Here is a 20,573-nt window from a genome sequence, read left to right as displayed (position 1 = left end):
CATGAGCCCAACCGCCTGCCCGAGGGCGCCATTCCCGTCCTACGGTCCCGTCATGACCGAGAACGCGATCACCGTCCAGCAGACCGCCCGCCCCCACGGTTTCCCCACCACCAAGGATTTCGCCTTCGTCGAGTCCGCCATTCCCGATCCTGCGGTCGGCAGCGCGCTCGTGGAGAACCTCTACTGGTCCGTCGACCCGTACCACCGCGAGATGATGGACGACGTGCCGGGCGGCTTCGCGCTCCACACACCGCTCGAGGGCCGGGCCCTCGGGCGCGTCGTCGCGTCGCGGACGCCGGAGCTGCCCGAGGGCGAGATCGTGTTCCACCGGCAGGGTTGGCGCACGCACTCCGTGGTCCGACCCGATGAGATCCGCAAAATCCCCCGCTTCGACGGGGTCCCCCTGACGGCGTACCTGAGCGTCCTCGGCGGCACCGGACTGACCGCCTACGTGGGCCTCACCCGGATCGCACGGCTCCGCGAGGGCGACGACCTCTTCGTCTCCGCCGCAGCCGGCGGCGTCGGAACGGCCACTGGCCGGTTCGCCCGGCTGCTGGGCGCCGGCCGACTCGTGGGCAGCGCGGGCTCGGCGGCCAAGGTCGACCACCTGACCCGGGAGGTGGGCTACGACACGGCGTTCGACTACCATGACGGCCCAGCCGCTGAACTGCTCGCCAAGGCTGCACCGGACGGCATCGACGTCTTCGTCGACAACGTCGGCGGCGAACAACTGGCCGCCGCAGTGGGCGCACTGCGCGAGTTCGGGCGCATCGTCCGGATCGGCACCATCAGCCGCTACAACACCCCGGACGCGCCCCCGCCGCACTTCAACTACTCGGACATCGTGGAGAAGAGCCTCCGCATGGAGGGCTTCCTGGTCAGCAACTACCGCGATCTACAGGACGAGCTGTACGAGTTCGCGGTCCCCCATCTGCAGAGCGGCCGACTGGCGCTGGATCAGACGGTGGTGGACGGGTTCGAGCACATCGTGGACGCATTCCTGGGCATGCTGCACGGCAAGAACACCGGAAAGATCATCGTGCGGGACCACCCGTAGGCCTGGTCCGGCCGTCGCTGCGCGTGCCGCGTCACTTCGGCGGCCGCGCACCGAAACCAGGCATGCCAGGTCAGATTCTGACCGCCGAACGGGCGGCCGCGGGGCGGCTGTTGCCAAGTCGTGACGCTGCGCGCCGGCTACCGCTCGCCCGCTGCCCGGCCGTTGTCTTCGTTGTCGGGCAGGGTGCCGGTTTCCCCGGTGCCCTGGCAATTGCTGCACTGGACGGTGGTCTGGTTGCCCTGGTCGTCGCGGATGGTGATGGCGCCGCCGGTGCGGTTGCCGCATCGGGGCACGCGTTCCTCCAGGAGCCGACGGGTGAGCTTGAGCAGACGGGCGTACCGGTGGTCTTGCTGGCGTATGGGGATGTACTCGGGGCCTACCCATCCCATGACGGCCCCTTTCGTCGGCTCCAGCGTCCCGCCGCTAGCTGCGGTGGTCAACGACCGTACCGGGTGGGCGGCGGACTGGACGCCCTCCCCGCTCAGGAACAACTGCCCGTTGTGCAGCGGGTGTTCGACGCCGCGCGGCTTGCCATCCGCAACAGCGGCTACCTGCTCTTCGTCGGCGACTGAGAACAGGGAGAGCACCGCGTAACCCCGCCCCCCGCCTGCCAGTTGACCGCGCATAGATGATCTCGCCGCCCCGGTGGCCGGTACGTACCAGGATGGTCCGCGCCTGCCCCTGGTCACGGTTGGACGAGGCACGGGAGTCGGACCGGCTGCTGATGCACTTCTCGGAAGCCGGCAACGGAGACTCGGAGGAAGAGTTCGACGCGTATGCACTGGCCGCGGACATCGCCGGTCGGCTGCCATATGAGTAGCCGCGACGGGAGTCAGGGCGTGTCGGGGGCGCAGTCGCTTCCGGTATGTTCCGCGATCCACGTGACGCGGTCGCCGAACGCCGCGAGGAGTCGAGGAAACACATCGGCTTCCTCACCTCGTAGGTGGTTGCCGACGTCGGCGGCGATTACTCTCCGTCCGGCATGGCGGCAGAGGGAGAAGCGGCGCGCGGCTTCAGGCCATAGGGGCCGCGCGCGTCCAGAGCCCAGATCGGCTGCTGGACGCACGGACCGGGACAAGTTCATCTCTGGGAAGCACAAGCCGAACGCCGTCAAGTCCATGGTCCTCACCGACGCGGCCGGCAAGTGCTGTTCGGCAGCCCGGCCGAGCCCGCGAGTTACGCAGACATCACCCACGCCCGCCAGTCAGAGGGCTGGTCAGACTCCTGGCAGACGCGCCAGCGCTGGAGATCCTCGCCGACGCCGGCTACCAGGTGCTCGGTGCCCAGCCGACGGGCGTGGTGACACCACCGCATCGCACGTTCAAGAAGAACGCCCCGGACCGCAGTTCACCTGCGGGCGTGCGGAGTCGATCGCCGTCACTCATGGCCGACGCTTCGGCCTCGACCGAATATCCCGAGCGGGATATCAGCCGTCAGCTCTTCCGTCCGGTCCGCGCCAACAGCTGACGGAAGTGCGCGCCGTGACGGTAAGGAGAGTGGCATCGCACGCCGAAGCCCCGCCGGACAGGAATCCAGCGGGGCCATTCGCCTCGGGCATTGGTTCGGCTGGCTTATGCCTGGCGGGCTGGGGCGAGCCGGGTCAGGCAGCCTCCCACGCTCCCTTTCGTGAGGCCCGGCGTAGCCCCCATGATCTTCTCAGCGATCGGCTCCTGGGCTATAACGACGTCGGGAAACCTCGGAACGTTTGCTCCGTCGTACAGCATGAGCGAGTCCCAGTCATCGGGGTCGGAGGTGCCGAGCCGGTCGATGACCACGGCATGGGTCGGCATGGGCAGTTGCGTCGTGGCGGCAATGACAGCCGCCTCCACGAGTTGCATCTCCTCCGTGTACAGACCGTCCAGCCAGAGCGTCTGGATCTCGCAGCCGAACGGTTGATACGTGTACTCGTCGATCACATTGGTGTCCGCGGTGAGCCACCACTCCATCGTGAGGGGCGCGATGCGCAGGCCCAGGAGGCGGCCGAGTTCCTCCTGCGGCATGAAGACCTGCTCTCCCTCGATGTCCAGGACCACAGCCTGCTTTCTGGCCGGGTGCGCCAGTGACATTCCGTGTGCCTCGAACAGAGAGACCTGTTCGGCGAAGACCGAGGTAGCGCCCGACTTTCGGTACCACCGGATGAAGCCGTCAGCCATGACTAGCAACTCGGCAGTGTGAAGATGTGTACATTTTCTTCTCCAAATACTTTCTTAGCCTGGTCAATAGCCGCCTGCGGCGTATTGTCAGCCAAGTAGTAGATGGCCTTCACGCCGGCTTGATCGGCCGCGTACTTGTTGATCTTCAGTGCCGTTCCGAACTTTGACGGCTTGTGGGCCTTGGCGCCGCCGCCGACGTAAACATATTCGCCATTAGGACCGATGACGTCGAGTCCGCTCGAGCCCACGTTGGGCATGACGATCTTGATGTCCTGCCCCTTCGCGTCCTGGGAGCCGTCGCCCTTTACCTTCTCCTTGGCGGCCTCTTGGCGCTCCTTGCGTTCCTGCTCGCGCTGGTACTCCTCGGCCTTCTGTGCCGCTTTGTCGGCCTCTTCGGTGTACGTGTTGGCGTTCTTGGAGGCCTCTTCCGCCGACTTGGTGTGCTTTTGGGCTGATTCAGCGAGTTTGCCCGCGGCGGTGGCGTCCTCTTCTGCCTGGGTTGCCGCGCTCTGGGCGACGGCGGCTTCCTTCTCGGCCAGGTTGGCGGCGCTGCTGGCGGCGGAGGCGTGCTGGTCGGCTTCGGCTGCGGCGCCACGGGCGCGGGCGGCTTCCGCCTCGGCCTGGTTGGCTGCCTGGCGTGCGGCTGCTGCGTCCGAGTAGGCCTGGTTGGCGCTCTGTCGGGCAACCTTGGCATCGGCCTGGGCCTGGGCGTCGGCCCTCGTTGGCCCGTGCCGCTGCCGCCCTGGCCTTGGCTCCGTCTTCCGCCGCCTGCCCACCCAGCCTCAGCCGCCTACTGGATGAGGTTCAGGCAGCGACGCCGAGTTCTCTGCGGGCCCGCTGGACGAACTCGCGGACGGCCGGCTCGCGCCGCCAGGGGGCGAGGGCCGCGTTGAACTCGCCCACGTAGTCCTTGGCCCGGCTGGACTGGACGCGGGCGAGGCGACCTGCCGGACGGACGCATTCTCCCGCAGCCGGTCGGCGATGTGGATGCGCCTCGCGCAGATACCGCGATGGCTCGGACGCCAAAGCTTCCACGGTAATGGGAGGCTTCGGCTTCCCCGTCGGCGGAGAGTGCCAGCCGTTCCGCCACCGCTTGCCGGTCCGCGAATGGATGCCGACGATCCGGCCGGCCTCTCGATTGCTGTAGCCCTGCTGCGTGAGCTGGAGATATACCTCCCGCTCACGCAGCAGACGGCCACCGCCCCGTGGTCCCCGGCTCACCGGGATCTTGAAGTCCATCGCACCCCTTGAGCTGGGGTGTTGCGACGACCACTAGCGCTCAAGCCGTGTCCGGTGGGGCTTCTGGTTGCCCATCAGTCCGGCAGCGGGGTCACGCAGTCTTCGCTGGCCAAGATAATCTGGATTCCTGGCAAGTCATTTTCCTCGCCGATCCCCATCGCTTCTGCGAACTCGGCCGAGAAGAAGGTGACGTAGCCGGTGTACATGTTGGCGTCCATCATGGTCGGCTCCACGGAAACACGAGCCAATAGTGACGGCTTCCAGGGTAGATCCGCAGCGGCGTGAAGAGCATCCCACGCAAAGGAGATGCCCCGTCGCATCAGGAGTTCGATGCTTTCAGGGCCCAGCTCCTCGAAATCCATATCGGGAATTCCTCGACCGTTTACCGCCGATTCGTAACTCCCCACATCAGCGAAGGCCGATCGCCTCCCGAAGTAGGACTCACGGAACGCTGCCAACAAGTTGGCACCGTCGTCGAGTACCCATCCTGCTGACAGCACTGGCTCCAGGTCGGCGTCCCGGTCCGACGCTCGCACACCAGCCACGAAGTGACGCCCGAGGCGACGTACCGCCGCACAACTGATTTTCATCACAGGACTCCTTCACTGCGAGACGGTGACTTCACAGACAACCCAGGGACCCAAGCTTCGCTCGTTCGAATACGTTAATTCCCTTGGCGAGGCCCTTCGTATAGTCTGGATAGTTCTTCTTGAGGTCCTTCAACAAGCTCTTTGGCATGTCATCAAACTCTCCCGTGGCAGAACTAAAATGATACTTGGGTGCATCGCTGGATTTCACACCCTTGATCCGCACCTGGAAGTGCATCTGCACGCCGCTCGGCGATCCCTCGATGTCGATCCTGTAAGGGCCGCTCCGCCATACAGTCGCGCTCTTGCCCTTCAAGTCGACGGGACCGTCGTCATTGTGGACCAGGACTGCCGCAGCGCCCGCCAGAACATAATACGTGTGGACGCCATCCACCGTAAGGTTGTAGACCTTGTGGCTCTCGGTCCACGCACGGGTGTTGACGACACTGCGGAGCTCACCGCTGGGTGTGCGGAGTCGGTCCCCCGTCTTCAGGTCCTTGGCGTCCACCCACCGGCGCTGGTTCTCCACCCAGAAGGGGTGGCCGTCGGTCGCGGTGAGCATTCCGACCGCATTGCTCGATGCCCCGCCCGTGTCCACGGTGATTTTTACGAGGTTCTTTCTTCCCTCGCCTTCAATCACTGGCGTGACCTCGCGAGGTCCCGTCTCCCCCGTCTCCGGCTGGGAGGCAATGACCTGCTGTCCCACCCGGATGTTCGCGATCGATTTCGAGGTGCCGTCTGCCATCAGGACCGGCGTTTCCGGTATGAAACTATTCGGCACCGGGCAGTTGGGGAGGTCGATCTTGCTCTTCTTGGCCTCCTCAATCACCTTTTCGGCTTCTTTGAGCGTCCGCTTGGCATCTGCCGACTCGTCAAGTAGCTTGCCTACGCCCGCAAGGCGCTTGATTGCCCTGGCAATCTCGGGGAGGTTTTTGACGACCCGGTCCGCTTTTGCCCAGGGGATGTTGTTGACGGCGGCCCAGACGCATGCCTCAATGTTCCCCTCCTTGTAGCCCTTCTCGATGTTGTCCCAGTCGACGAGTCCCTTGAGGACCTCGCCACCAATTTCGACAATGAAGTCAAGGAGGCTCTTGTTTGCGAGCTCTCGAAGCTTCTCGTATCCATCCGGGTCCAGCCCATTGTCTTCGAGAAGCTCCCTGTCCCGATCGGTCAACGCAGGCAGCGTTCCCTTCTCATGGGCCTTCTCGGCTGCCTCTTCCCGGGCCTTGCGCTCGCGTTCGATGTGTTCCTGTTCCGCCTTGCGCGCGACTTGGTCCGCCTCGTTGGCGAGCGCCAGCGCGTTGTCGGCCGATTCCTTTGCCGACTTGGCGTGGCTTTCTGCGGACTCGGCCAACTTGCCGGCGTCCTCGGCATCCTTGGCGGCCTGGGTCGCGGCACCTTGCGCGACGCCGGCTTCCTTCTCCGCCAGGCTGGCAGCCCCAGCGGCGGCCGCAGCATGGTTCTCCGCTTCAGCGGCGGCACCGCGTGCACGAGCTGCTTCCGCGTCGGCCGCATCGGCAGTCTTCCGCGCGGCGACGGCGTCGGCAAAAGCCTGTGCGGCCGCCGAGTTGGCGAGCCTGGCGTCCTCCTGCGCCTGGGCATCGGCCTGGCTGGCACGCGCTGCGGCAGCGCGGGCCTTGGCGCCGTCCGCGGCGGCCTCGGCAGCAGGCTGTCCTGCGGTACATGCAGGAGCGTGGTGGCGCGGCAGGGATGTGTGCGGACTGTGGTGAGGCTCCGCGGTTTTGGGGCGCGCGAAGCCGTGTTCGGCCAGGCCGCACCTGGCGGCGATAACGCAGTTGCCATGCTCGCGGGCGGGAACAAGCTTGCGGACGCGGCGGCCTTAAAGCCGGTGACGATGACCAGGTCCGGGATGCTTGAGCATGTCCACAGAGCGGGCGACGGCGAGGGCGTCGTGAGCTCGTCCGGACGCGAGACCCTCGGCCAGGACGAGGACACCTCGGATCCGCATTAGTCCAACGGGGTGGCGAAGACGGGCGATGACGACGCGTCCGATATGGAGAACTTCGACGCGGACGACATCTGCGGCGACGCCCTACAGTGCCAGGTTCTGTGGACTCGGGAGGTCGGCAGGCTCCTTCACCCGTCCTCCCTCTGTGACCGGGGCGTGGAGGTCGATCCCTGACGAGACCGGTGTCAGTCAGACCGCTATGTTGTCACGTTCGATGGCGGCGAGACGCTCCTTGAGCCGGTAGCTGGGGCCGTTGATGGAGACGATTTCGCAGTGGTGCAGGAGACGGTCGAGGATGGCGGTGACGAGGACTTCGTCGCCGAACACCTGCCCCCATTCACTGAAGGTCTTGTTCGAAGCCAGGATGATCGAGCCATTTTCATACCGCTTCGAGATCACCTGGGACACCAGGTTGGCCTCGGCTCGCTCCAGCCGCTGGTAGCCCGACCTCGTCAGTGTCGAGGACGCCCGGCCATAGGTAGGTCCGGAGCTTACTGTTGAGCCGGCCGGCAGCTTCAGCAACCTTCAGCTGGCGGACCATGTTGTCGAGGCTGGTGAACTAGACGGAGAATCCGGCTCGGAAGGCGGCGACCGAGAGGGTTGTGACAGCCCCCCACCCTCCTGGGGCCCGGCACTACGTCCCGGGGACCGCGACCTTCTCGTCCGCGGCCCGGACGGGGGCGGGCTTGCCGTCCTGAAGCTGCTGAAGGCGAACGTCGCGGAGAGCGCGGCTTGAGCCCCCGAGGGGTCGCCGCCTGTGCCACCCCTCCACCCGGACACGAACGTTGGCCTTGCCTGACCGGGCGAGCCCGTGAACGGTGTCGTCGCAGGCCCCCCGCGAGGCTCCGTAGGACGACGTCATGACTGGCCCCGCGCGGCAACCTTTCCCCTACCGGTGGCAACTGACGGGCGACCCCTCGGCGGCCGCATCCGCGCGTCGTCCGATCCCAACGCCCCCTGCCGCGATGCACCGCCAGGCCTGAACAGGCACGCCCGGCAGGACCGAAGCAAGGAGTACACCGATGAACGAGACGGACCCCACGGCCGGCGGCCGCGGTCGGCGCGCCCACGTGGCCGGTGGTGTGCGGCGCTCGCGCGGGCGCCACCGTCGGCGCTGGAGCACGCTGGTTCTGGCGGTCGGCGTGCCCGCCGTGGTCGGCCCCTATCTTCTGTTCGTACAGGCCGATTCGGACGCCGCGACGGTGGATTCCGACGTCTGGTACACGCTGGTGTCCGTCCGCAGCGACAAGGCGCTCGGCGTGCCCGGGGCGGACACCTCGGACGGCGTCCGCATACGCCAGGAGGGCCGCGCGGCCGGTGCCACGAGCCAGCAGTGGCGGCTGAGAGCAACGGCGGACGGCTACTACGAGTTGGAGAACCGAGGCACCCACAAGGTCGTCGGAGTGCGGGGGGCCTCTGTCCGGTCGGCCGCCGCCGTCGAGCAGCAGACCGACCGCGGTTCCGCCGCGCAGCAGTGGCGGCTGCGGGACGTGGGCGACGGAACGGTGGCGTTCGTCTCGCGCGGCAGTGGCATGGTGCTGGACGTGTGGGGTGGTGGGAGCGACGAGGGTGTACCTGTCATCCAGTACGCCGACCAGGGCAGCACCAACCAGCGCTGGAGGCTGGTGAAAGCGTCCGGCGGCAGCGGGTACACCTGGCGCAACGCCCAGATCGTCGGCGGCGGATTCGTCACCGGGCTGGTCTTCAACCCCGCCCGCAAGGATTTGTTGTACGCCCGTACCGACATCGGCGGCGCGTACTGCTGGGACGCGGCGTCCGGCCGGTGGACCTCGCTGACCGACTGGATCGGTGACGCCGATGTGAATCTGCTCGGAATCGAGAGCCTGGCGACCGACCCGGTCGATCCGAACCGGCTGTACCTCGCGAGCGGCACGTACACCAACGAGTGGGCGGGCAATGGAGCGATCCTTCGCTCCAGCGATCAGGGACGGACGTTCCAGCGCACAAGCCTGCCGTTCAAGCTGGGCGGCAACGAGGACGGACGGTCGATGGGCGAGCGGCTCGTGGTCGATCCGTCCGACCACCGCACGCTGTACCTCGGCACGCGCAAGAACGGTCTGTGGCGCAGTACCGACTACGGCGCCACGTGGAGTCAGGTCGGTGGCTTCCCGGTCAAGGACGGTGCGAGCAGTGGTGTCGGTCTGTCCTTCGTGACGTTCGGTCGGCCGGGCAGCAACACGATCTACGTAGGCGTGGCGGACAGGACCACCTCCCTGTACCGGTCCACCGACGGCGGCACCACCTGGCAAGCCGTACCCGGCCGACCGACCGGGCAGTTGCCGCAGCACGGTGTGGTGTCCGGCGACGGTTCGCTCTATGTGACGTACACCAACACGCCCGGCCCCAACGGTGTGACGGCCGGATCGGTGTGGAAGTACGTTCCGGCCACCGGGGCGTGGAAGAACATCTCGCCGTCCAGCGGCGGTTACGGCTTCGCGGGCCTCGCGGTCGACCCGCAGCACCCGGCCACGGTGATGGTCACCACCCTGGACCGCTGGTGGCCCTCCGACGAGCTCTACCGGTCGACCGATGCTGGCAGCACCTGGAAGTCGCTCGGCGCGACCTCGGTGCGCGACGACTCCGCCGCGCCTTATGTGGGAACCGGCATCGGCCACTGGATGGGCACGTTGGCCATCGACCCCTTCGACTCCGGGCATGTGCTGTACGGCACCGGATCGGGGATGTGGGGCAGTACCGACGTGACGGCCGCGGACCTCGGCCGGGCGACGCACTGGACCGTCCCGGCCAAGGGCCTGGAGGAGACAGTGGCGCTGGGACTGAGCAAGCCTCCCGGTCTGCCGCTGATCAGCGCGCTCGGTGATGTCGGCGGATTCCGGCACGACGACCTGACCAAGGTCCCCGCCAAGGCGTTCACCGGGCCGCGGTTCACCAACACCACGGGCATCGATTTCGCGCAGCGCGAGCCGCGGTTCATGGTGCGGGGGGGCCTCGGCGACGCGCAGCACGGCGCCTACTCGACCGACGGTGGGTCGAATTGGACGCCCTTCGCGACGGCGCCGGTGGGCGACGCGGGCGGCGGTTCCGCGTCGGTGTCGGCGGACGGCTCCACCGTGGTGTGGACCCCGACCGGCCATACGCCGTTCGTCTCGACGAACCGCGGCGCCTCCTGGACCGGCGTCCTCGGCCTGCCGAAGGACACCGCCGTCGTGGCCGACCGCTCCGCGGCGAACACCTTCTACGCCTTGAACGGCGGCGCCCTGTACGTCAGTACCGACGGCGGGAGGCACTTCACCGTCCATGCCACCGGACTGGGCGACGGGCAGCTCAGGGCCGTTCCGGGCATCGCCGGCGATCTGTGGATCGCGGGCGCCGGCAATGGACTCCGGCACTCCACCGACGCGGGGAGGAGCTTCACCAGCGTGAGTGGTGTCGAGCGGGCGACCGCCGTCGGATTCGGCAAGGCGGCTCCGGGCGCCGACCACCAAACCCTCTATGTGAGTGGCAGGGTGAAGGGCGTCGGCGGGCTGTTCCGTTCCACCGACGCAGGCGCGACCTGGGTCCGGATCAACGACGACCGGCATCAATTCGGAGGGAGCGCCATCAGCGTCGTCGAGGGCGACCCCGACGTGTACGGCCGGGTCTATGTCGGCGGCTACGGCCGTGGCGTGGTGTACGGCGACCTCTCCTGACCGATCGGCTCGTGGGCGGGTCGCGGCGCGTGCCGCGGCCCGCCCACGACTGTGGCCATGGTCACAACCGCAGGAGGGCCGGGGCGGCAACCTTTTCGCCGTCGGTGGCCACTGAGATGCGCAACGACGAGTCGGACTAGGGAACGGACAGGTATGAGGACGACGAACCACGGCGCTCCCCCTCAGCGGCGCGGAAGCGGGCCGACCGGTGACGTTCTCTCGGTGAGCGTGCCCTACCCACCGGCCGTCCCAACTCCCGTGCCCCGGGGGGCGATCATCGTTCGGGCGCGGTGAACCACATGGTTACGCTCGAGCCGGCTGTCAACGCGCACATCACAGGGAGAGGGCGACCGAGGGAGATGCTCCTCGATGACGCGTCCGCGGAGTTCCACGACTTCTTCGAACGCCACTACGCCGAACTGTCCCGTCTCGCCCATCTGCTGACCGGTGAGACGGACGCGGCCGACGATCTCGCCGCGGATGCCCTGGTCGCGCTGTGGCAGCGCTGGGACCGGTTCCGTACGGCCCACCATCCGCTCGCCTACGCCCGTGGAGTGGTGGCCAATCTGGCGCGGGAACGGATCCGCAGCGCGGTGCGTGAGCGACGCCGGGTCGCGCTGTTCTGGTCCCGTAGTCCCGTGGAGGTCGAGCCACCGGACGTGGCGGCCGTCCTTGACGTGCGTGCGGCGCTCGCCCGACTGCCGTTCCGCAAAAGGGCGTGCGTGGTGCTGCGGCACGCCTTCGACCTGTCGGAGAAGGACACCGCGATGGCACTGGGCATATCGGTGGGTACGGTGAAGAGCCAGACCTCGAAGGCGATGGCCGAGCTGGAACGGACGCTCGGTTTGCGCGCGGCCCGCGAGCTGGCACAAGGGAGGAGGGCTCGGTGAACGAGGAGATCAGTCGACGGCTGCGCGAGGCCGCCGAGTCCCACCAACCCGACCGCGCGAAGATGCTGGCGCGGGTGGAGCGCGGCGTGCTCGGCGCGCCCGTCCGGCACCGCACTCCGTCGATCGCGAGGTCGCGGCCCAAGGCCGCGCTCGCCGGTCTCGTGACGGCCGGCATCCTGGCGACCGGCGGGGTGGCCGTCGCCGGCATCGTCGGAGGCCCCTCGCCGTCGGACAGTGCTCCCGCGGCTCCGCCTTCGTCCGCCCCGTCCGCATCCCCCGCCCCGTCCGCCACCACGCGTCCGACGCCCTCGGCCTCGGCGCCGACTGCCGGTAAGACCGCAACGCCCACCACCGACCCGCCCCAGGGCGCCCCGGCCCCCCGCGCCAGTTCGCACCCGACTCCGCCGCCCGCCGGCCGGGCCCAGCAGGGACCGCTGTGGTCGCAGGGCTCGATGGGCTCGCACAACAACGTCTACTGGGCCGAGAGCGACCTCACCCTCAGGACGGCCCAGCCGCTCGACTCGCTCACGGTGGAAGTGCGCATCGCGCAGACGGGCGGCGTACGGAACACCGGCACCTGGCGGACCCTGCCGGGCGACGCCTTCACCGCCACCGTCGAGGAAGCCGGCGGCGCGCTGGTGTACCGCTGGGTACTCAAGCCGGGCCGCACCGTGCCGCCCGGACAGCACGAGTTCGCCGCCCAGTACAACCACGCCCCGGGCGCGCGCAGCACCACCGCCGACACCTACCACGTCGACGCGCACGCCCCGGGCGGCCCCCTCGCGGTCCAGGGAGGATTCCCCGCGGACACGACCGGGGGCGGCCCGCCTCCGACCCGGAGGTGAGGTGGGCCGCCCCCGGGCGCGGTCACCGAGGGGCGGCCAGGTCAGTGCTGGCGTTGCAGGGTCAGGACACCCGGGCGCCACGGCAGTTGGTCGTAGGGGCCGCTCGCGGTGGGTGACTTGCCCTGGTAAAGGAACTGTAGGTTGCAGGGGTCGATGGTCATGGTCTGATCGGGATTGGTGCGGATCAGATCGCCGTGGCTGATGTCATCGGTCCAGGTGGCGCCGCTGTTGGCCTTCCCCGCGAAGGGGTTGCTCTCGCTGCCGGCCTGGGGAGCCCACGACCCGCTCAGGCTGGAGGACGTGAACGAGCGGAAGTAGCGCTGCTCATTCGCCCCCCGCGCCTCGACGATCATCAGGTACTGGTTCTGGCCCTGCACCTTGTACACCTGCGGCGCCTCGAAGAGGTTCTTCGTCGAGTCGCTCAGGACCGTCGTGTACGACGAACCGAAGTTGCCCGGGAAGTTCCCGATCGGCATGCTCGCCCGGTAGATCTTGCCGTTGTCACCGGCGAAGAAGAGGTACATGTTCCGGTCATCGGCGATCAGAGTCTGGTCGATCGGGGCGGCGTTGGGGATGCCACCGGTGAACAGGGGCTGCGGCGAGGACCAGCCGTTGGGGTTCGTGGGGTCGCTCGAGGTGCGGTAGATGAAGGGCCACGCGCCCCACTGGTACGCCAGCACCCATGTCTTCTTGGGCGCGAAGTAGAAGAGGGTGGGGGCCACCGCGGGCTGGCTCATCCCGGTCTGGCGGGCCGAGGCCATGTCCGACCAGTTCGTGAACGGGCTGAACGCCATGGAGCCGTACGAGGATCCCGACACGTTCGACGCGTAGACGACGTGCTTGCCGTTGTAGGTCACGGCGGTGAAGTCCTTCACCGCGCCCCATCCGTTCGCCGGCTGCGCCAACGCACCCGTGGACGTCCATCGGTACGTCGATGGCAGAGCACACGTGGCGCCCGGCTGGGCGGTCGACCCGAAGTTCCAGTGCTGGTTGGCGCCTCCGTTGGAGTCCCCCATGCGGACCGGTGTGCCGTCGGCGGTCTGACCGCCGGGTGTCTCCAGCGCCCGGCCGCTTGCGACGTTGATCAGCGTGTAGGAGCCGTCGGTGTTCCGGCCGGCCCGCCAGTGCTGGTTGGGGCCGCCGTTGGAGTCCCAGACCTGCGCTCTCGTCCCGTTCCCCGTCCGGTCCCCCGGCTCGTCCAGTACTCGGCCGCTGGCCACGTTGGTCAGCGTGTAGGAGCCGTCGGTGTTCCGGCCCGCCCGCCACTGCTGGTTGGCGGCGCCGGCGGCGGTCCACACCTGGAGCGGGGTGCCGTTGCCGTTCTGTCCCGTGGGCTCGTCAAGAACGCGTCCGGCGGCGACATCGGAGAGCGTGTAGACGGTGCCGGAGCTGATGCCCCCGGCCGGGGTGCCGCCGCTGCCGCCGGAACCCAAGACGGTCATCACCGCATTGTAGGCAGGCTTCTTGTTGCCGTTGTTGTCGAACAGGAGGGGGCTCTCACCGCTGCGCCAGGAGTCCTTGTCACGAATGCCCCACACCGTGATCCCCGTGCAGCGAGCCACGTTCACGCACGACTGGGCGGCCTTGGCATACGCCGTCGGTGGCGCCTGGGCGATGTCGAGCTCGGTGACCTGGACGTCGACACCGAGGGCAGCGAAGTTGGCCAGCGTCGTCTGGTAGGTGGACGGCGGACCGCCCGCACCGAAGTGACTCTGGAAGCCGACGCAGTCGATGGGCACACCGCGGGACTTGAAGTCCTTGACCATGTTGTAGACGCCCTGTGTCTTGGCGTCGGTCCAGTTCTCGATGTTGTAGTCGTTGTAGCAGAGCTTGGCTGAGGGGTCCGCGCCCCGGGCGGTGCGGAAGGCCTGCTCGATGAAGCCGTTGCCGAGCACGTTCTGGAAGACGGAACCGCGGTGCTGCGATGAGCCGTCGGCGAAGGCCTCGTTCACCACGTCCCAGGCGTAGACCTTGCCCTTGAAGTGGTTCATCTCCGTGGTGATGTGGTTGTTCATCACCGTGCGCAAAGTGGTCGGGTCGGTGATGGAGCGGACCCAGTCGGGCAGTTGTGAGTGCCACACCAACGTGTGGCCGCGCATCCGCTGCCCGTGCGCGGCGGCGTGAGCCAGGATCCGGTCGGCCGGACCGAAGGTGAAGGTGGAACGCGACGGTTCGGTGGCGTCCCACTTCATCTCGTTTTCCGGGGTGATCATGTTGAATTCCCGGTCGAGGATGGTGGCGTACTGAGAGTCCCCGAGCCGTCCGGCAGCCACGGCCGTACCGAAGTAACGGCCGCTGCCGGCCGCCGCGTCGGCGGCCACGGTCAAGGAGCGGGCCTTCGACGTGTGTGCGGCCTGCGCGACCAACGGCACGGCGGCTCCCGCCGCTGCGAGGGCCACAGCGGCGGCGAGTATGCGGCGGGTTGCCGGGGGGCGGCGATGAGAATGCTTCTGTTGTGGCAACGGCTTGTCCTTCTGTCAGCGGGCCTCGGTGGGGGCCCCGTCACCCGCCAGTTGCCGCCGGCCGCGCGAAGGTTGCCGTGAGCGAGGGATGTCGAGGTCCCAACTCACCCGCCTCGCATCAGCAGTGCATCACACGGAGCGTCAACGCCCGTGCCCCGACGCATACTTGGCCATCCTGCGTGCCGCGCCCTTCAACCGTCCAGCGACGCGAGGAACGCGCCAAGGGCCTGCGCGACAGCTCCCGGCGTCTCCACCGGAAGCAGGTGGCCGGCCCCGGGGGCGGTGGCGAGGGGGAGTCACATCCAGACCCCGGCCCCCCAGTGTTCGGTGCTGCATTACCTACTCCTCAAGACACTCCAGTGCCGCCCCGCCGCCGTTCTCCTGTCACGCAGCGATTGGAGTGCGGGCCGTCCAAAGCCGGTGAGGCCGTCGTATCGGGTTCGACCATCGAAACGGGAGCACATGCCGGGCGGCGCGACGGGCGCGGGTTGGCGGGGCGGCACTGGAGCGCGATGGTTGGCGGACCGTTGTGTCAGTGCGCTATTGCAGTCAGTCCGGCGCGGTGGATGCGGGTGTGCTCGGCGACGCGGCGGCCGAGGTGGCGGGCGGTGTTCAGGTCCGCGTCGTGGACGTCGGGTGTGTCGTTGAAGCTCTGTGCGCCGGCGCCGAGGTAGAAGCCGAGGCGGTTGTCGTCCTGGGGGCTGGATGTGGTGGTGTTCCAGCCCGGCAGGAGGCCCAGGCTCACCCAGACCATGCCGTGCTGGGCCGCCAGGAGCGCCAGGTATTGCAGGGTGTGCAGCTTGTCGCCGCTCATGGAGCCGGAGTTGGTGAATCCCGCCGCGAGCTTGTCGCTCCAGGCTCGGGTCATCCACCGCTTGCTGGTGGCCTCGGCGAAGGCGTGGAACGCCCCAGAGGCGGTGCCCATGTAAGTGGGGGTACCGAAGATGATGGCGTCGGCGGCGTCCATCAGCTCCCAGTCGGCGTCACCGAGCACGGCGACGTCGACGCGGTGGACGACGGTCTCCGCGATGGAGCGCGCGCCGTCGGCGACGGCTGCGGCGATCTGCGCGGTGTGGCCGTAGCCGGAATGCGACGCGATGACGATCGAGACATCGGACATGGTGTTCCTCCCCGCCGCGGTGGCGGCGTGTTCGTGAGATATCGAGAGAAGCGGAACGCCCGCTGCGGCGGCTTGCCTTACTGCTCCACGCTCCGGGTACCGCAAGGCCCGGGCGGGCGGGCAGGTTGCGCGCCGGGTTCCGAGGAGCAGCGCCAGCCCTGGGCCTTGATCAGCGTTCCGGCTCAGACCGTATCACCGATAAGGCGCCGTTACGCAAGATGCGATATCGTCGATCCATGAGCGAGGAACGACGCGCCGCGCGGCGCCAGGTACTACAGGTGGCCGCAAAACTTCTGGAGGAGGGCGGCAGCGAAGCGGTCTCCACGCGCGCTGTCGCCGCAGCCGCGGGCATTACGGCCCCCGCGCTCTACCGGATGTTCGAGGACAAGGACGGCCTCCTGGGCGAGCTCGCCGCCTACGGCTTCGAGATGTACCTGGAGGAGAAGCGGGAGGCACTGGCCCAGACGCCCGACGACCCGGTCGCAGATCTCTACCTCGGCTGGGACCTGCACGTCGACTTCGGGCTGCGCCACCCCGCGTTCTACATGCTCATGTACGGCACCGTTCGGCCCGGGCGGCGCCCACCGGCAGCGGACGAGGCACACGCCCTGCTGGTGAGACTGCTGGGCCGGGCCGCGGAGGCCGGACACCTTCGCATTCCGGTGGCACAGGCCACCCGAGTCATCCACGCCGCGACAACGGGCGCCACACTGGCGCTGATCGGCGAAGAGCCCTCACAACAGGACCTGTCCACATCGGCGCGGCTGCGGGACACCATCATCGCCTCCGTCACCACTGACCCACCCGCCTCCTCAGGGTCCGACCTGGCCTCGCGCGCTCTCACCCTCGACGCCGCACTGGAAACCGCACTCACCTCCGGACACCCGGGCACGGGTACGGGGGTGCCTCTGCGAGCCACGGAGACCGCTCTGCTCCGCGAGTGGCTCCAGCAACTGGCAGGCTGAACCCGTCGCAGCGCTACAGGGGCGACGCAGTCAGTCACGCCATCAGCCACCGAACGGCACCGCTCCCCCTGCCATACCCGAAATGCCCGCTCGCCCGGCAAGCGACCGCCGTCGCAGCCGCCTGACAGGACTCCGTTCAGCCTCCCGATCGGGCCCGTCTGCGGCACGGCCGATATGCGGATACCTCTGAAGCGACTTGGTTGCGGGGCGAGTTGGCGCTCTACGCGGCTGGCCGCCTCGGTGCGCGGAAGGCCACGGCCACCCGCACGATCCCCGGAATACCGTGCTGTGCAAGGAGGTTCGAAGAGGGGCCCATGCAGAGCGGTGTTCCCCCGGGCGGCAGCATTCCGGGCGAGCGAAGGAGTGAGAGATGAAGTCCGTCATCCGGACGACCGCCGGCGGTCCCGAGGTGCTCCAGCTCGTCGAGCGCCCCGTGCCCAGGCCCGGTCCGGGCGAAGTACAGGTGCGTATGCACGTCTCGGGTGTCAACCCCACCGACTGGCGCAGCCGCAGACGCGCGCTGCCGCCGGGCATGACCGAGCAGGTGCCCCACCAGGACGGCGCCGGAGTGATCGAGGCTGTCGGACCGCGGGTTGACCCGGCACGGGTCGGAAAACGAGTGTGGATCTGGGAGGCCGCGTGGGAGCGGCCCTGGGGAACGGCACAGCAGTACACGCTCGTGCCCGACCGGCACGCCGTCGACCTGCCCGACCACGCCTCATTCGAACTCGGCGCCTCCCTGGGCATACCGGCCCTGACCGCCCACCGCACACTGACAGTTCACGACGGTGGACCAGGGCGTCTCGCGCCCGGCGCCCTGCGGGGCACGACCGTACTGGTGGCAGGCGGCGCAGGCGCGGTCGGCAACGCGGCCATCCAGCTTGCCCGTTGGGCCGGAGCGCGTGTGATCACCACGGTCAGCGGTCCCGCCAAAGGCGTTCTCGCGGCCGCGGCAGGCGCCCACCACGTGGTCAACTACCGCTCGCACGACGCGGCCGCGGAAATCCTGGCTTCCGCCCCCGGGGGCGTCGACATCATCGCGGAGGTGTCCCCCGGCGCCAACTCCGCTCTCGACATCGCGGTGGCCGCCCGGGGAGCTGTGGTGGCCTACTACGGGGGCGGCGAGGACGAGCGGCTCTCCATCCCGGTGCTCTCCTCGATGGCGGCGAACCTGCGCTGGCAGAGCGTCTACGTCTACACCGTGCCGCCTGCCGCGAAGCAGCAGGCGCTCACGGATGTCGCGGCAGCCGTGCACGAAGGCGCGCTGGGTGTGGGTGAGGAGGCCGGGATGCCCCTGCACCACTTCACGCTGGAGCACGCCGCCGCCGCGCATGCCGCGCTCGAACAGGGCGCGACCGGGAAGGTACTGCTCGACATCCCGTGACCTGGCGCTGCTGGCCAAGGGCGGGGACGGAGGCGGGACACGGGGTCAGCCCTCATGCTCGACAGAACTTCTCCTGGCGGGCGATGAAGGCCTTCAGTATGTGTGCTTCGGCGCGGGACATGAGGCTTTCGTAGTCCCTGGCCGTCATGCATCACGAGGATCGTGCCGCTGCCAGCCAGGAGCGCCTGGCTCCCCAAGTCGGCGACATCATCGTGCGCGAGGTCCGCTACGGCGGCATGTCCACCACCCACCTCGACCAACAGCTACGCGAGCGCGGCATCACCACTCTGATCGTCTCCGGCATCAGCACCATCGGCGCCGTCCTGTCCACCGTCATCGACGCCGCCGACCGCGACTACCAGCTCTAAATCCTGTCCGACGGCGTCGCCGACCCAGACACCGAAGTCCACAATTTCCTGCTTCACCGCGTCTTCCCCTCACGGGTCCACGTCATCGACACCACCGAGCCGCCCCCTCTTCCAGGCTGACTGACTCGAACCACGAGCCGATCCCACCCACGAAGAACATGCACGGGGATGTCGTGCCGTGGGCAGGGCTGCCGGAACGACGTCCGGGCGACCGCTGTCCGCGTCATGCTTCACGGCCCTCACCTGCCCGGCGAGCTCGGGCGCGGATCGCCGAACGCGCCCGGCATCTTGCTGGCCTCTCCCCTGGGCTCCTTCCCGAGTGACAGCTTTGCGTACCCGCTCTGTCCGGGCAGGGCCGGTGGGCTTTCGTGCGCCGAGCAGCGCTCAGTTGACCGCAGTGCCGAACCACTGGGGAAGCCGTTCGAGCAGATCCTGCTGATCGTCACCGACCCACGCCACGTGGCCGTCCGGCCGCAGCAGCACCGCGGGCGCGTCCAGTTCCTCGCTGATGTCGGCGACGTGGTCCACCCGATCTGCCCAGCCTGCCACCGAGAGACGGCCGGTCTGGTCGAGAAGCAGCCCGCGGCCGCCGTGCATCAGCTCGTAGAGGCGACCCCGCTTCAGCCCCACGTCCCGCAGCCGTCGGCCGAGCAGTTCATGCCCCTCGCCGAAGTCGTAGCGGACCCCGATCGCAGTGATCTTCTCCATCAGATACCGGTTCACCTCCTCGAAGTCCATCAGCTTCGACACCAGCCGGCGCACTGCTTGGGGACCGGGCTCGATGGACATCAACTCCATCTGCGCGCGGGTGTTGTCCAGCACATCGGCGGCCACCGGATGCCGTTCGTTGTGGTAGCTGTCCAGCAGCCCTTCCGGTGCCCAGCCGTTGACTTCGGCGGCCAGCTTCCAGCCGAGGTTGAACGCGTCCTGGATGCCGAGGTTGAGCCCCTGCCCGCCGGTCGGCGGGTGGATGTGCGCCGCGTCGCCGGCCAGCAGCACCCGGCCGGTCCGGTAGTGCTCGGCCAGCCGGGTGGCGTCGCCGAAGCGGGAGAGCCAGCGCGGTGAGTGCACGCCGAAGTCGGTGCCGGCGAGCTTCCGCACCTGCCGCTTCAGCTCATCCAGGGTCGGCGGGACCGTGCGGTCCTCGGCCACCCCTTCGGCGGGCGCGACGAGGCGGTACACCCCGTCCCCGAGGGGCATGGCGCCGAACCGCTTGTGGGTCTTGCGTACTTCGGCGATCACAGCGTTCAGCGTGTCCGGCGGCGCGGTCACCTCCACCTCGCCCAGCAGCGTCTCGGCCCTGGAGGGCTCGCCGGGGAAGCCGACACCGAGCAGTTTGCGCACCGTGCTGCGGCCGCCGTCACAACCGACGAGGTAGCGCGAGCGCAGCCGCGTGCCGTCGGCGAGTTCGGCGGTCACCCCGTGTTCGTCCTGGCTCAACCCGACGAGTTCGCAGCCGCGCCGGATCTCGACGCCGAGTTCGGTGGCGTGCTTGGCAAGCAGGCGATCGGTGATGGTCTGCGGAATACCGAGGGTGTACGGATGCGCGGTGTCCAGCTGGTTCGGCGCTGGCTTGTTCATGCCAGCGAAGAAACCACCGACCGGGTGTTGCTTGCCGAGCGCGAGGAACCGCTCCAGCAGACCGCGCTGGTCCATCACCTCGACGCTGCGCGCGTGCAAGCCGAGCGAGCGGACGATCCTGGTCGGCTCCGCCTCCTTCTCCAGCACGAGCACGCGCACGCCATGCAGCCGCAACTCGCCGGCCAGCATCAAGCCGGTCGGTCCGCCGCCGGCAACGATCACATCAATCATGAACCCCCCACTCAACAAGATTGCATTTCGGCCAGCTGCTCTGCGCGCAGT

General features: G+C 68.3%; 18 protein-coding genes and 1 pseudogene. 9 read left to right on the top strand and 10 right to left on the bottom strand.

From position 1 onward, the window contains the following. Positions 1 to 52 precede the first annotated feature (52 nt). Positions 53 to 1,057, top strand: coding sequence for an NADP-dependent oxidoreductase (locus tag DWB77_RS36945; protein WP_120727075.1), 1,005 nt, complete (start codon positions 53 to 55; stop codon positions 1,055 to 1,057). Between the two features lie 137 nt (positions 1,058 to 1,194). Here the strand turns inward: DWB77_RS36945 and DWB77_RS36940 are convergent, their stop codons facing one another. Beyond that, complete coding sequence (locus DWB77_RS36940; RefSeq protein ID WP_120727073.1) at positions 1,195 to 1,446, bottom strand: hypothetical protein; 252 nt, start codon at positions 1,444 to 1,446, stop codon at positions 1,195 to 1,197. A gap of 239 nt (positions 1,447 to 1,685) precedes the next feature. On the opposite strand from DWB77_RS36940, the gene DWB77_RS38185 reads away from it, so the two are divergent. Continuing rightward, a complete protein-coding gene (locus DWB77_RS38185) occupies positions 1,686 to 1,877 on the top strand; it encodes a hypothetical protein (RefSeq protein ID WP_162952723.1) in 192 nt (63 codons plus the stop codon). Positions 1,878 to 2,628: 751 nt separating this feature from the next. Here the strand turns inward: DWB77_RS38185 and DWB77_RS36930 are convergent. From DWB77_RS36930 to DWB77_RS36910, 5 genes are all read right to left on the bottom strand, one after another. Then, on the bottom strand, positions 2,629 to 3,210 hold the full coding sequence (locus DWB77_RS36930; RefSeq protein ID WP_120727071.1) for a hypothetical protein: 582 nt from the start codon (positions 3,208 to 3,210) through the stop codon (positions 2,629 to 2,631). Positions 3,211 to 3,212: 2 nt separating this feature from the next. After that, on the bottom strand, positions 3,213 to 3,986 hold the full coding sequence (locus tag DWB77_RS36925) for a hypothetical protein (protein WP_216826894.1): 774 nt from the start codon (positions 3,984 to 3,986) through the stop codon (positions 3,213 to 3,215). Between the two features lie 28 nt (positions 3,987 to 4,014). Further along, entirely contained in the window at positions 4,015 to 4,449 is a 435-nt protein-coding gene (locus DWB77_RS39150; protein ID WP_120727069.1) for a helix-turn-helix domain-containing protein, read from the bottom strand. 74 nt (positions 4,450 to 4,523) lie between these two features. Further along, positions 4,524 to 5,039, bottom strand: coding sequence for a hypothetical protein (locus DWB77_RS38175; protein WP_162952722.1), 516 nt, complete (start codon positions 5,037 to 5,039; stop codon positions 4,524 to 4,526). Positions 5,040 to 5,070: 31 nt separating this feature from the next. After that, a complete protein-coding gene (locus DWB77_RS36910) occupies positions 5,071 to 6,390 on the bottom strand; it encodes a polymorphic toxin-type HINT domain-containing protein (RefSeq protein WP_162952721.1) in 1,320 nt (439 codons plus the stop codon). On the opposite strand from DWB77_RS36910, the gene DWB77_RS36905 reads away from it, so the two are divergent. After that, the gene (locus tag DWB77_RS36905) at positions 6,367 to 7,008 is read left to right on the top strand and encodes a hypothetical protein (RefSeq protein WP_162952720.1); all 642 of its coding nucleotides are present in this window, start codon (positions 6,367 to 6,369) and stop codon (positions 7,006 to 7,008) included. The genes DWB77_RS36910 and DWB77_RS36905 overlap by 24 nt on opposite strands. 186 nt (positions 7,009 to 7,194) lie before the next feature. On the opposite strand, the pseudogene DWB77_RS36900 reads toward DWB77_RS36905, so the two are convergent. Beyond that, positions 7,195 to 7,603: pseudogene (locus tag DWB77_RS36900) on the bottom strand (ATP-binding protein); the annotation flags it as partial. Positions 7,604 to 8,027: 424 nt separating this feature from the next. Between DWB77_RS36900 and DWB77_RS36890 the strand changes: the two are divergent. The 3 genes from DWB77_RS36890 to DWB77_RS36880 all read left to right on the top strand — a co-directional run bounded on the left by DWB77_RS36890 (position 8,028) and on the right by DWB77_RS36880 (position 12,411). Beyond that, positions 8,028 to 10,676 carry an RICIN domain-containing protein gene (locus DWB77_RS36890; RefSeq protein WP_120727059.1) on the top strand — a complete coding sequence of 883 codons (2,649 nt, stop codon included), beginning with the start codon at positions 8,028 to 8,030 and terminating at the stop codon, positions 10,674 to 10,676. 359 nt (positions 10,677 to 11,035) lie between these two features. Continuing rightward, the gene (locus DWB77_RS36885) at positions 11,036 to 11,566 is read left to right on the top strand and encodes a SigE family RNA polymerase sigma factor (RefSeq protein ID WP_120727057.1); all 531 of its coding nucleotides are present in this window, start codon (positions 11,036 to 11,038) and stop codon (positions 11,564 to 11,566) included. Continuing rightward, the gene (locus DWB77_RS36880; protein WP_120727056.1) at positions 11,563 to 12,411 is read left to right on the top strand and encodes a hypothetical protein; all 849 of its coding nucleotides are present in this window, start codon (positions 11,563 to 11,565) and stop codon (positions 12,409 to 12,411) included. Before DWB77_RS36885 ends, DWB77_RS36880 begins: the two co-directional genes overlap by 4 nt. 41 nt (positions 12,412 to 12,452) lie before the next feature. Here DWB77_RS36880 and DWB77_RS36875 read toward each other — a convergent pair whose 3' ends face one another. After that, positions 12,453 to 14,810: a non-reducing end alpha-L-arabinofuranosidase family hydrolase gene (locus tag DWB77_RS36875; protein ID WP_246033781.1), complete on the bottom strand. Its 2,358-nt coding sequence runs from the start codon at positions 14,808 to 14,810 to the stop codon at positions 12,453 to 12,455. A gap of 595 nt (positions 14,811 to 15,405) precedes the next feature. Then, positions 15,406 to 15,993, bottom strand: coding sequence for a flavodoxin family protein (locus DWB77_RS36865; protein WP_120727054.1), 588 nt, complete (start codon positions 15,991 to 15,993; stop codon positions 15,406 to 15,408). A gap of 236 nt (positions 15,994 to 16,229) precedes the next feature. On the opposite strand from DWB77_RS36865, the gene DWB77_RS36860 reads away from it, so the two are divergent. The 3 genes from DWB77_RS36860 (at position 16,230) to DWB77_RS39145 (ending at position 18,710) form a co-directional block, all read left to right on the top strand. Continuing rightward, the gene (locus DWB77_RS36860; protein ID WP_120727052.1) at positions 16,230 to 16,958 is read left to right on the top strand and encodes a TetR/AcrR family transcriptional regulator; all 729 of its coding nucleotides are present in this window, start codon (positions 16,230 to 16,232) and stop codon (positions 16,956 to 16,958) included. Between the two features lie 370 nt (positions 16,959 to 17,328). Beyond that, complete coding sequence (locus DWB77_RS36855; protein WP_120727051.1) at positions 17,329 to 18,342, top strand: NADPH:quinone reductase; 1,014 nt, start codon at positions 17,329 to 17,331, stop codon at positions 18,340 to 18,342. A 146-nt stretch (positions 18,343 to 18,488) separates the two neighbouring features. After that, on the top strand, positions 18,489 to 18,710 hold the full coding sequence (locus tag DWB77_RS39145; protein ID WP_246033780.1) for a cysteine hydrolase family protein: 222 nt from the start codon (positions 18,489 to 18,491) through the stop codon (positions 18,708 to 18,710). 384 nt (positions 18,711 to 19,094) lie between these two features. Here DWB77_RS39145 and rox read toward each other — a convergent pair whose 3' ends face one another. Beyond that, a complete protein-coding gene (gene rox / locus DWB77_RS36845; RefSeq protein ID WP_120727049.1) occupies positions 19,095 to 20,522 on the bottom strand; it encodes a rifampin monooxygenase in 1,428 nt (475 codons plus the stop codon). Between the last annotated feature and the right edge of the window lie 51 nt (positions 20,523 to 20,573).

The sequence above is a fragment of the Streptomyces hundungensis genome (assembly GCF_003627815.1).
Lineage (GTDB): Bacteria > Actinomycetota > Actinomycetes > Streptomycetales > Streptomycetaceae > Streptomyces > Streptomyces hundungensis_A.
The sequence above is the reverse complement of the archived record's forward strand: the minus strand, read 5'-3'. Positions and strand labels throughout refer to the sequence as shown.

Coding starts and splice junctions, on each gene's coding strand:
- DWB77_RS36885 (WP_120727057.1), top strand. CDS start 11,036: ATGCTCCTCGATGACGCGTCCGCGGAGTTCCACGACTTCTTCGAACGC.
- DWB77_RS38185 (WP_162952723.1), top strand. CDS start 1,686: ATGATCTCGCCGCCCCGGTGGCCGGTACGTACCAGGATGGTCCGCGCC.
- DWB77_RS39145 (WP_246033780.1), top strand. CDS start 18,489: ATGCATCACGAGGATCGTGCCGCTGCCAGCCAGGAGCGCCTGGCTCCC.
- DWB77_RS36940 (WP_120727073.1), bottom strand. CDS start 1,446: ATGGGATGGGTAGGCCCCGAGTACATCCCCATACGCCAGCAAGACCAC.
- DWB77_RS36855 (WP_120727051.1), top strand. CDS start 17,329: ATGAAGTCCGTCATCCGGACGACCGCCGGCGGTCCCGAGGTGCTCCAG.
- DWB77_RS38175 (WP_162952722.1), bottom strand. CDS start 5,039: ATGAAAATCAGTTGTGCGGCGGTACGTCGCCTCGGGCGTCACTTCGTG.
- DWB77_RS36945 (WP_120727075.1), top strand. CDS start 53: ATGACCGAGAACGCGATCACCGTCCAGCAGACCGCCCGCCCCCACGGT.
- DWB77_RS39150 (WP_120727069.1), bottom strand. CDS start 4,449: ATGGACTTCAAGATCCCGGTGAGCCGGGGACCACGGGGCGGTGGCCGT.
- DWB77_RS36930 (WP_120727071.1), bottom strand. CDS start 3,210: ATGGCTGACGGCTTCATCCGGTGGTACCGAAAGTCGGGCGCTACCTCG.
- DWB77_RS36860 (WP_120727052.1), top strand. CDS start 16,230: ATGAGCGAGGAACGACGCGCCGCGCGGCGCCAGGTACTACAGGTGGCC.
- DWB77_RS36890 (WP_120727059.1), top strand. CDS start 8,028: ATGAACGAGACGGACCCCACGGCCGGCGGCCGCGGTCGGCGCGCCCAC.
- rox (WP_120727049.1), bottom strand. CDS start 20,522: ATGATTGATGTGATCGTTGCCGGCGGCGGACCGACCGGCTTGATGCTG.
- DWB77_RS36865 (WP_120727054.1), bottom strand. CDS start 15,993: ATGTCCGATGTCTCGATCGTCATCGCGTCGCATTCCGGCTACGGCCAC.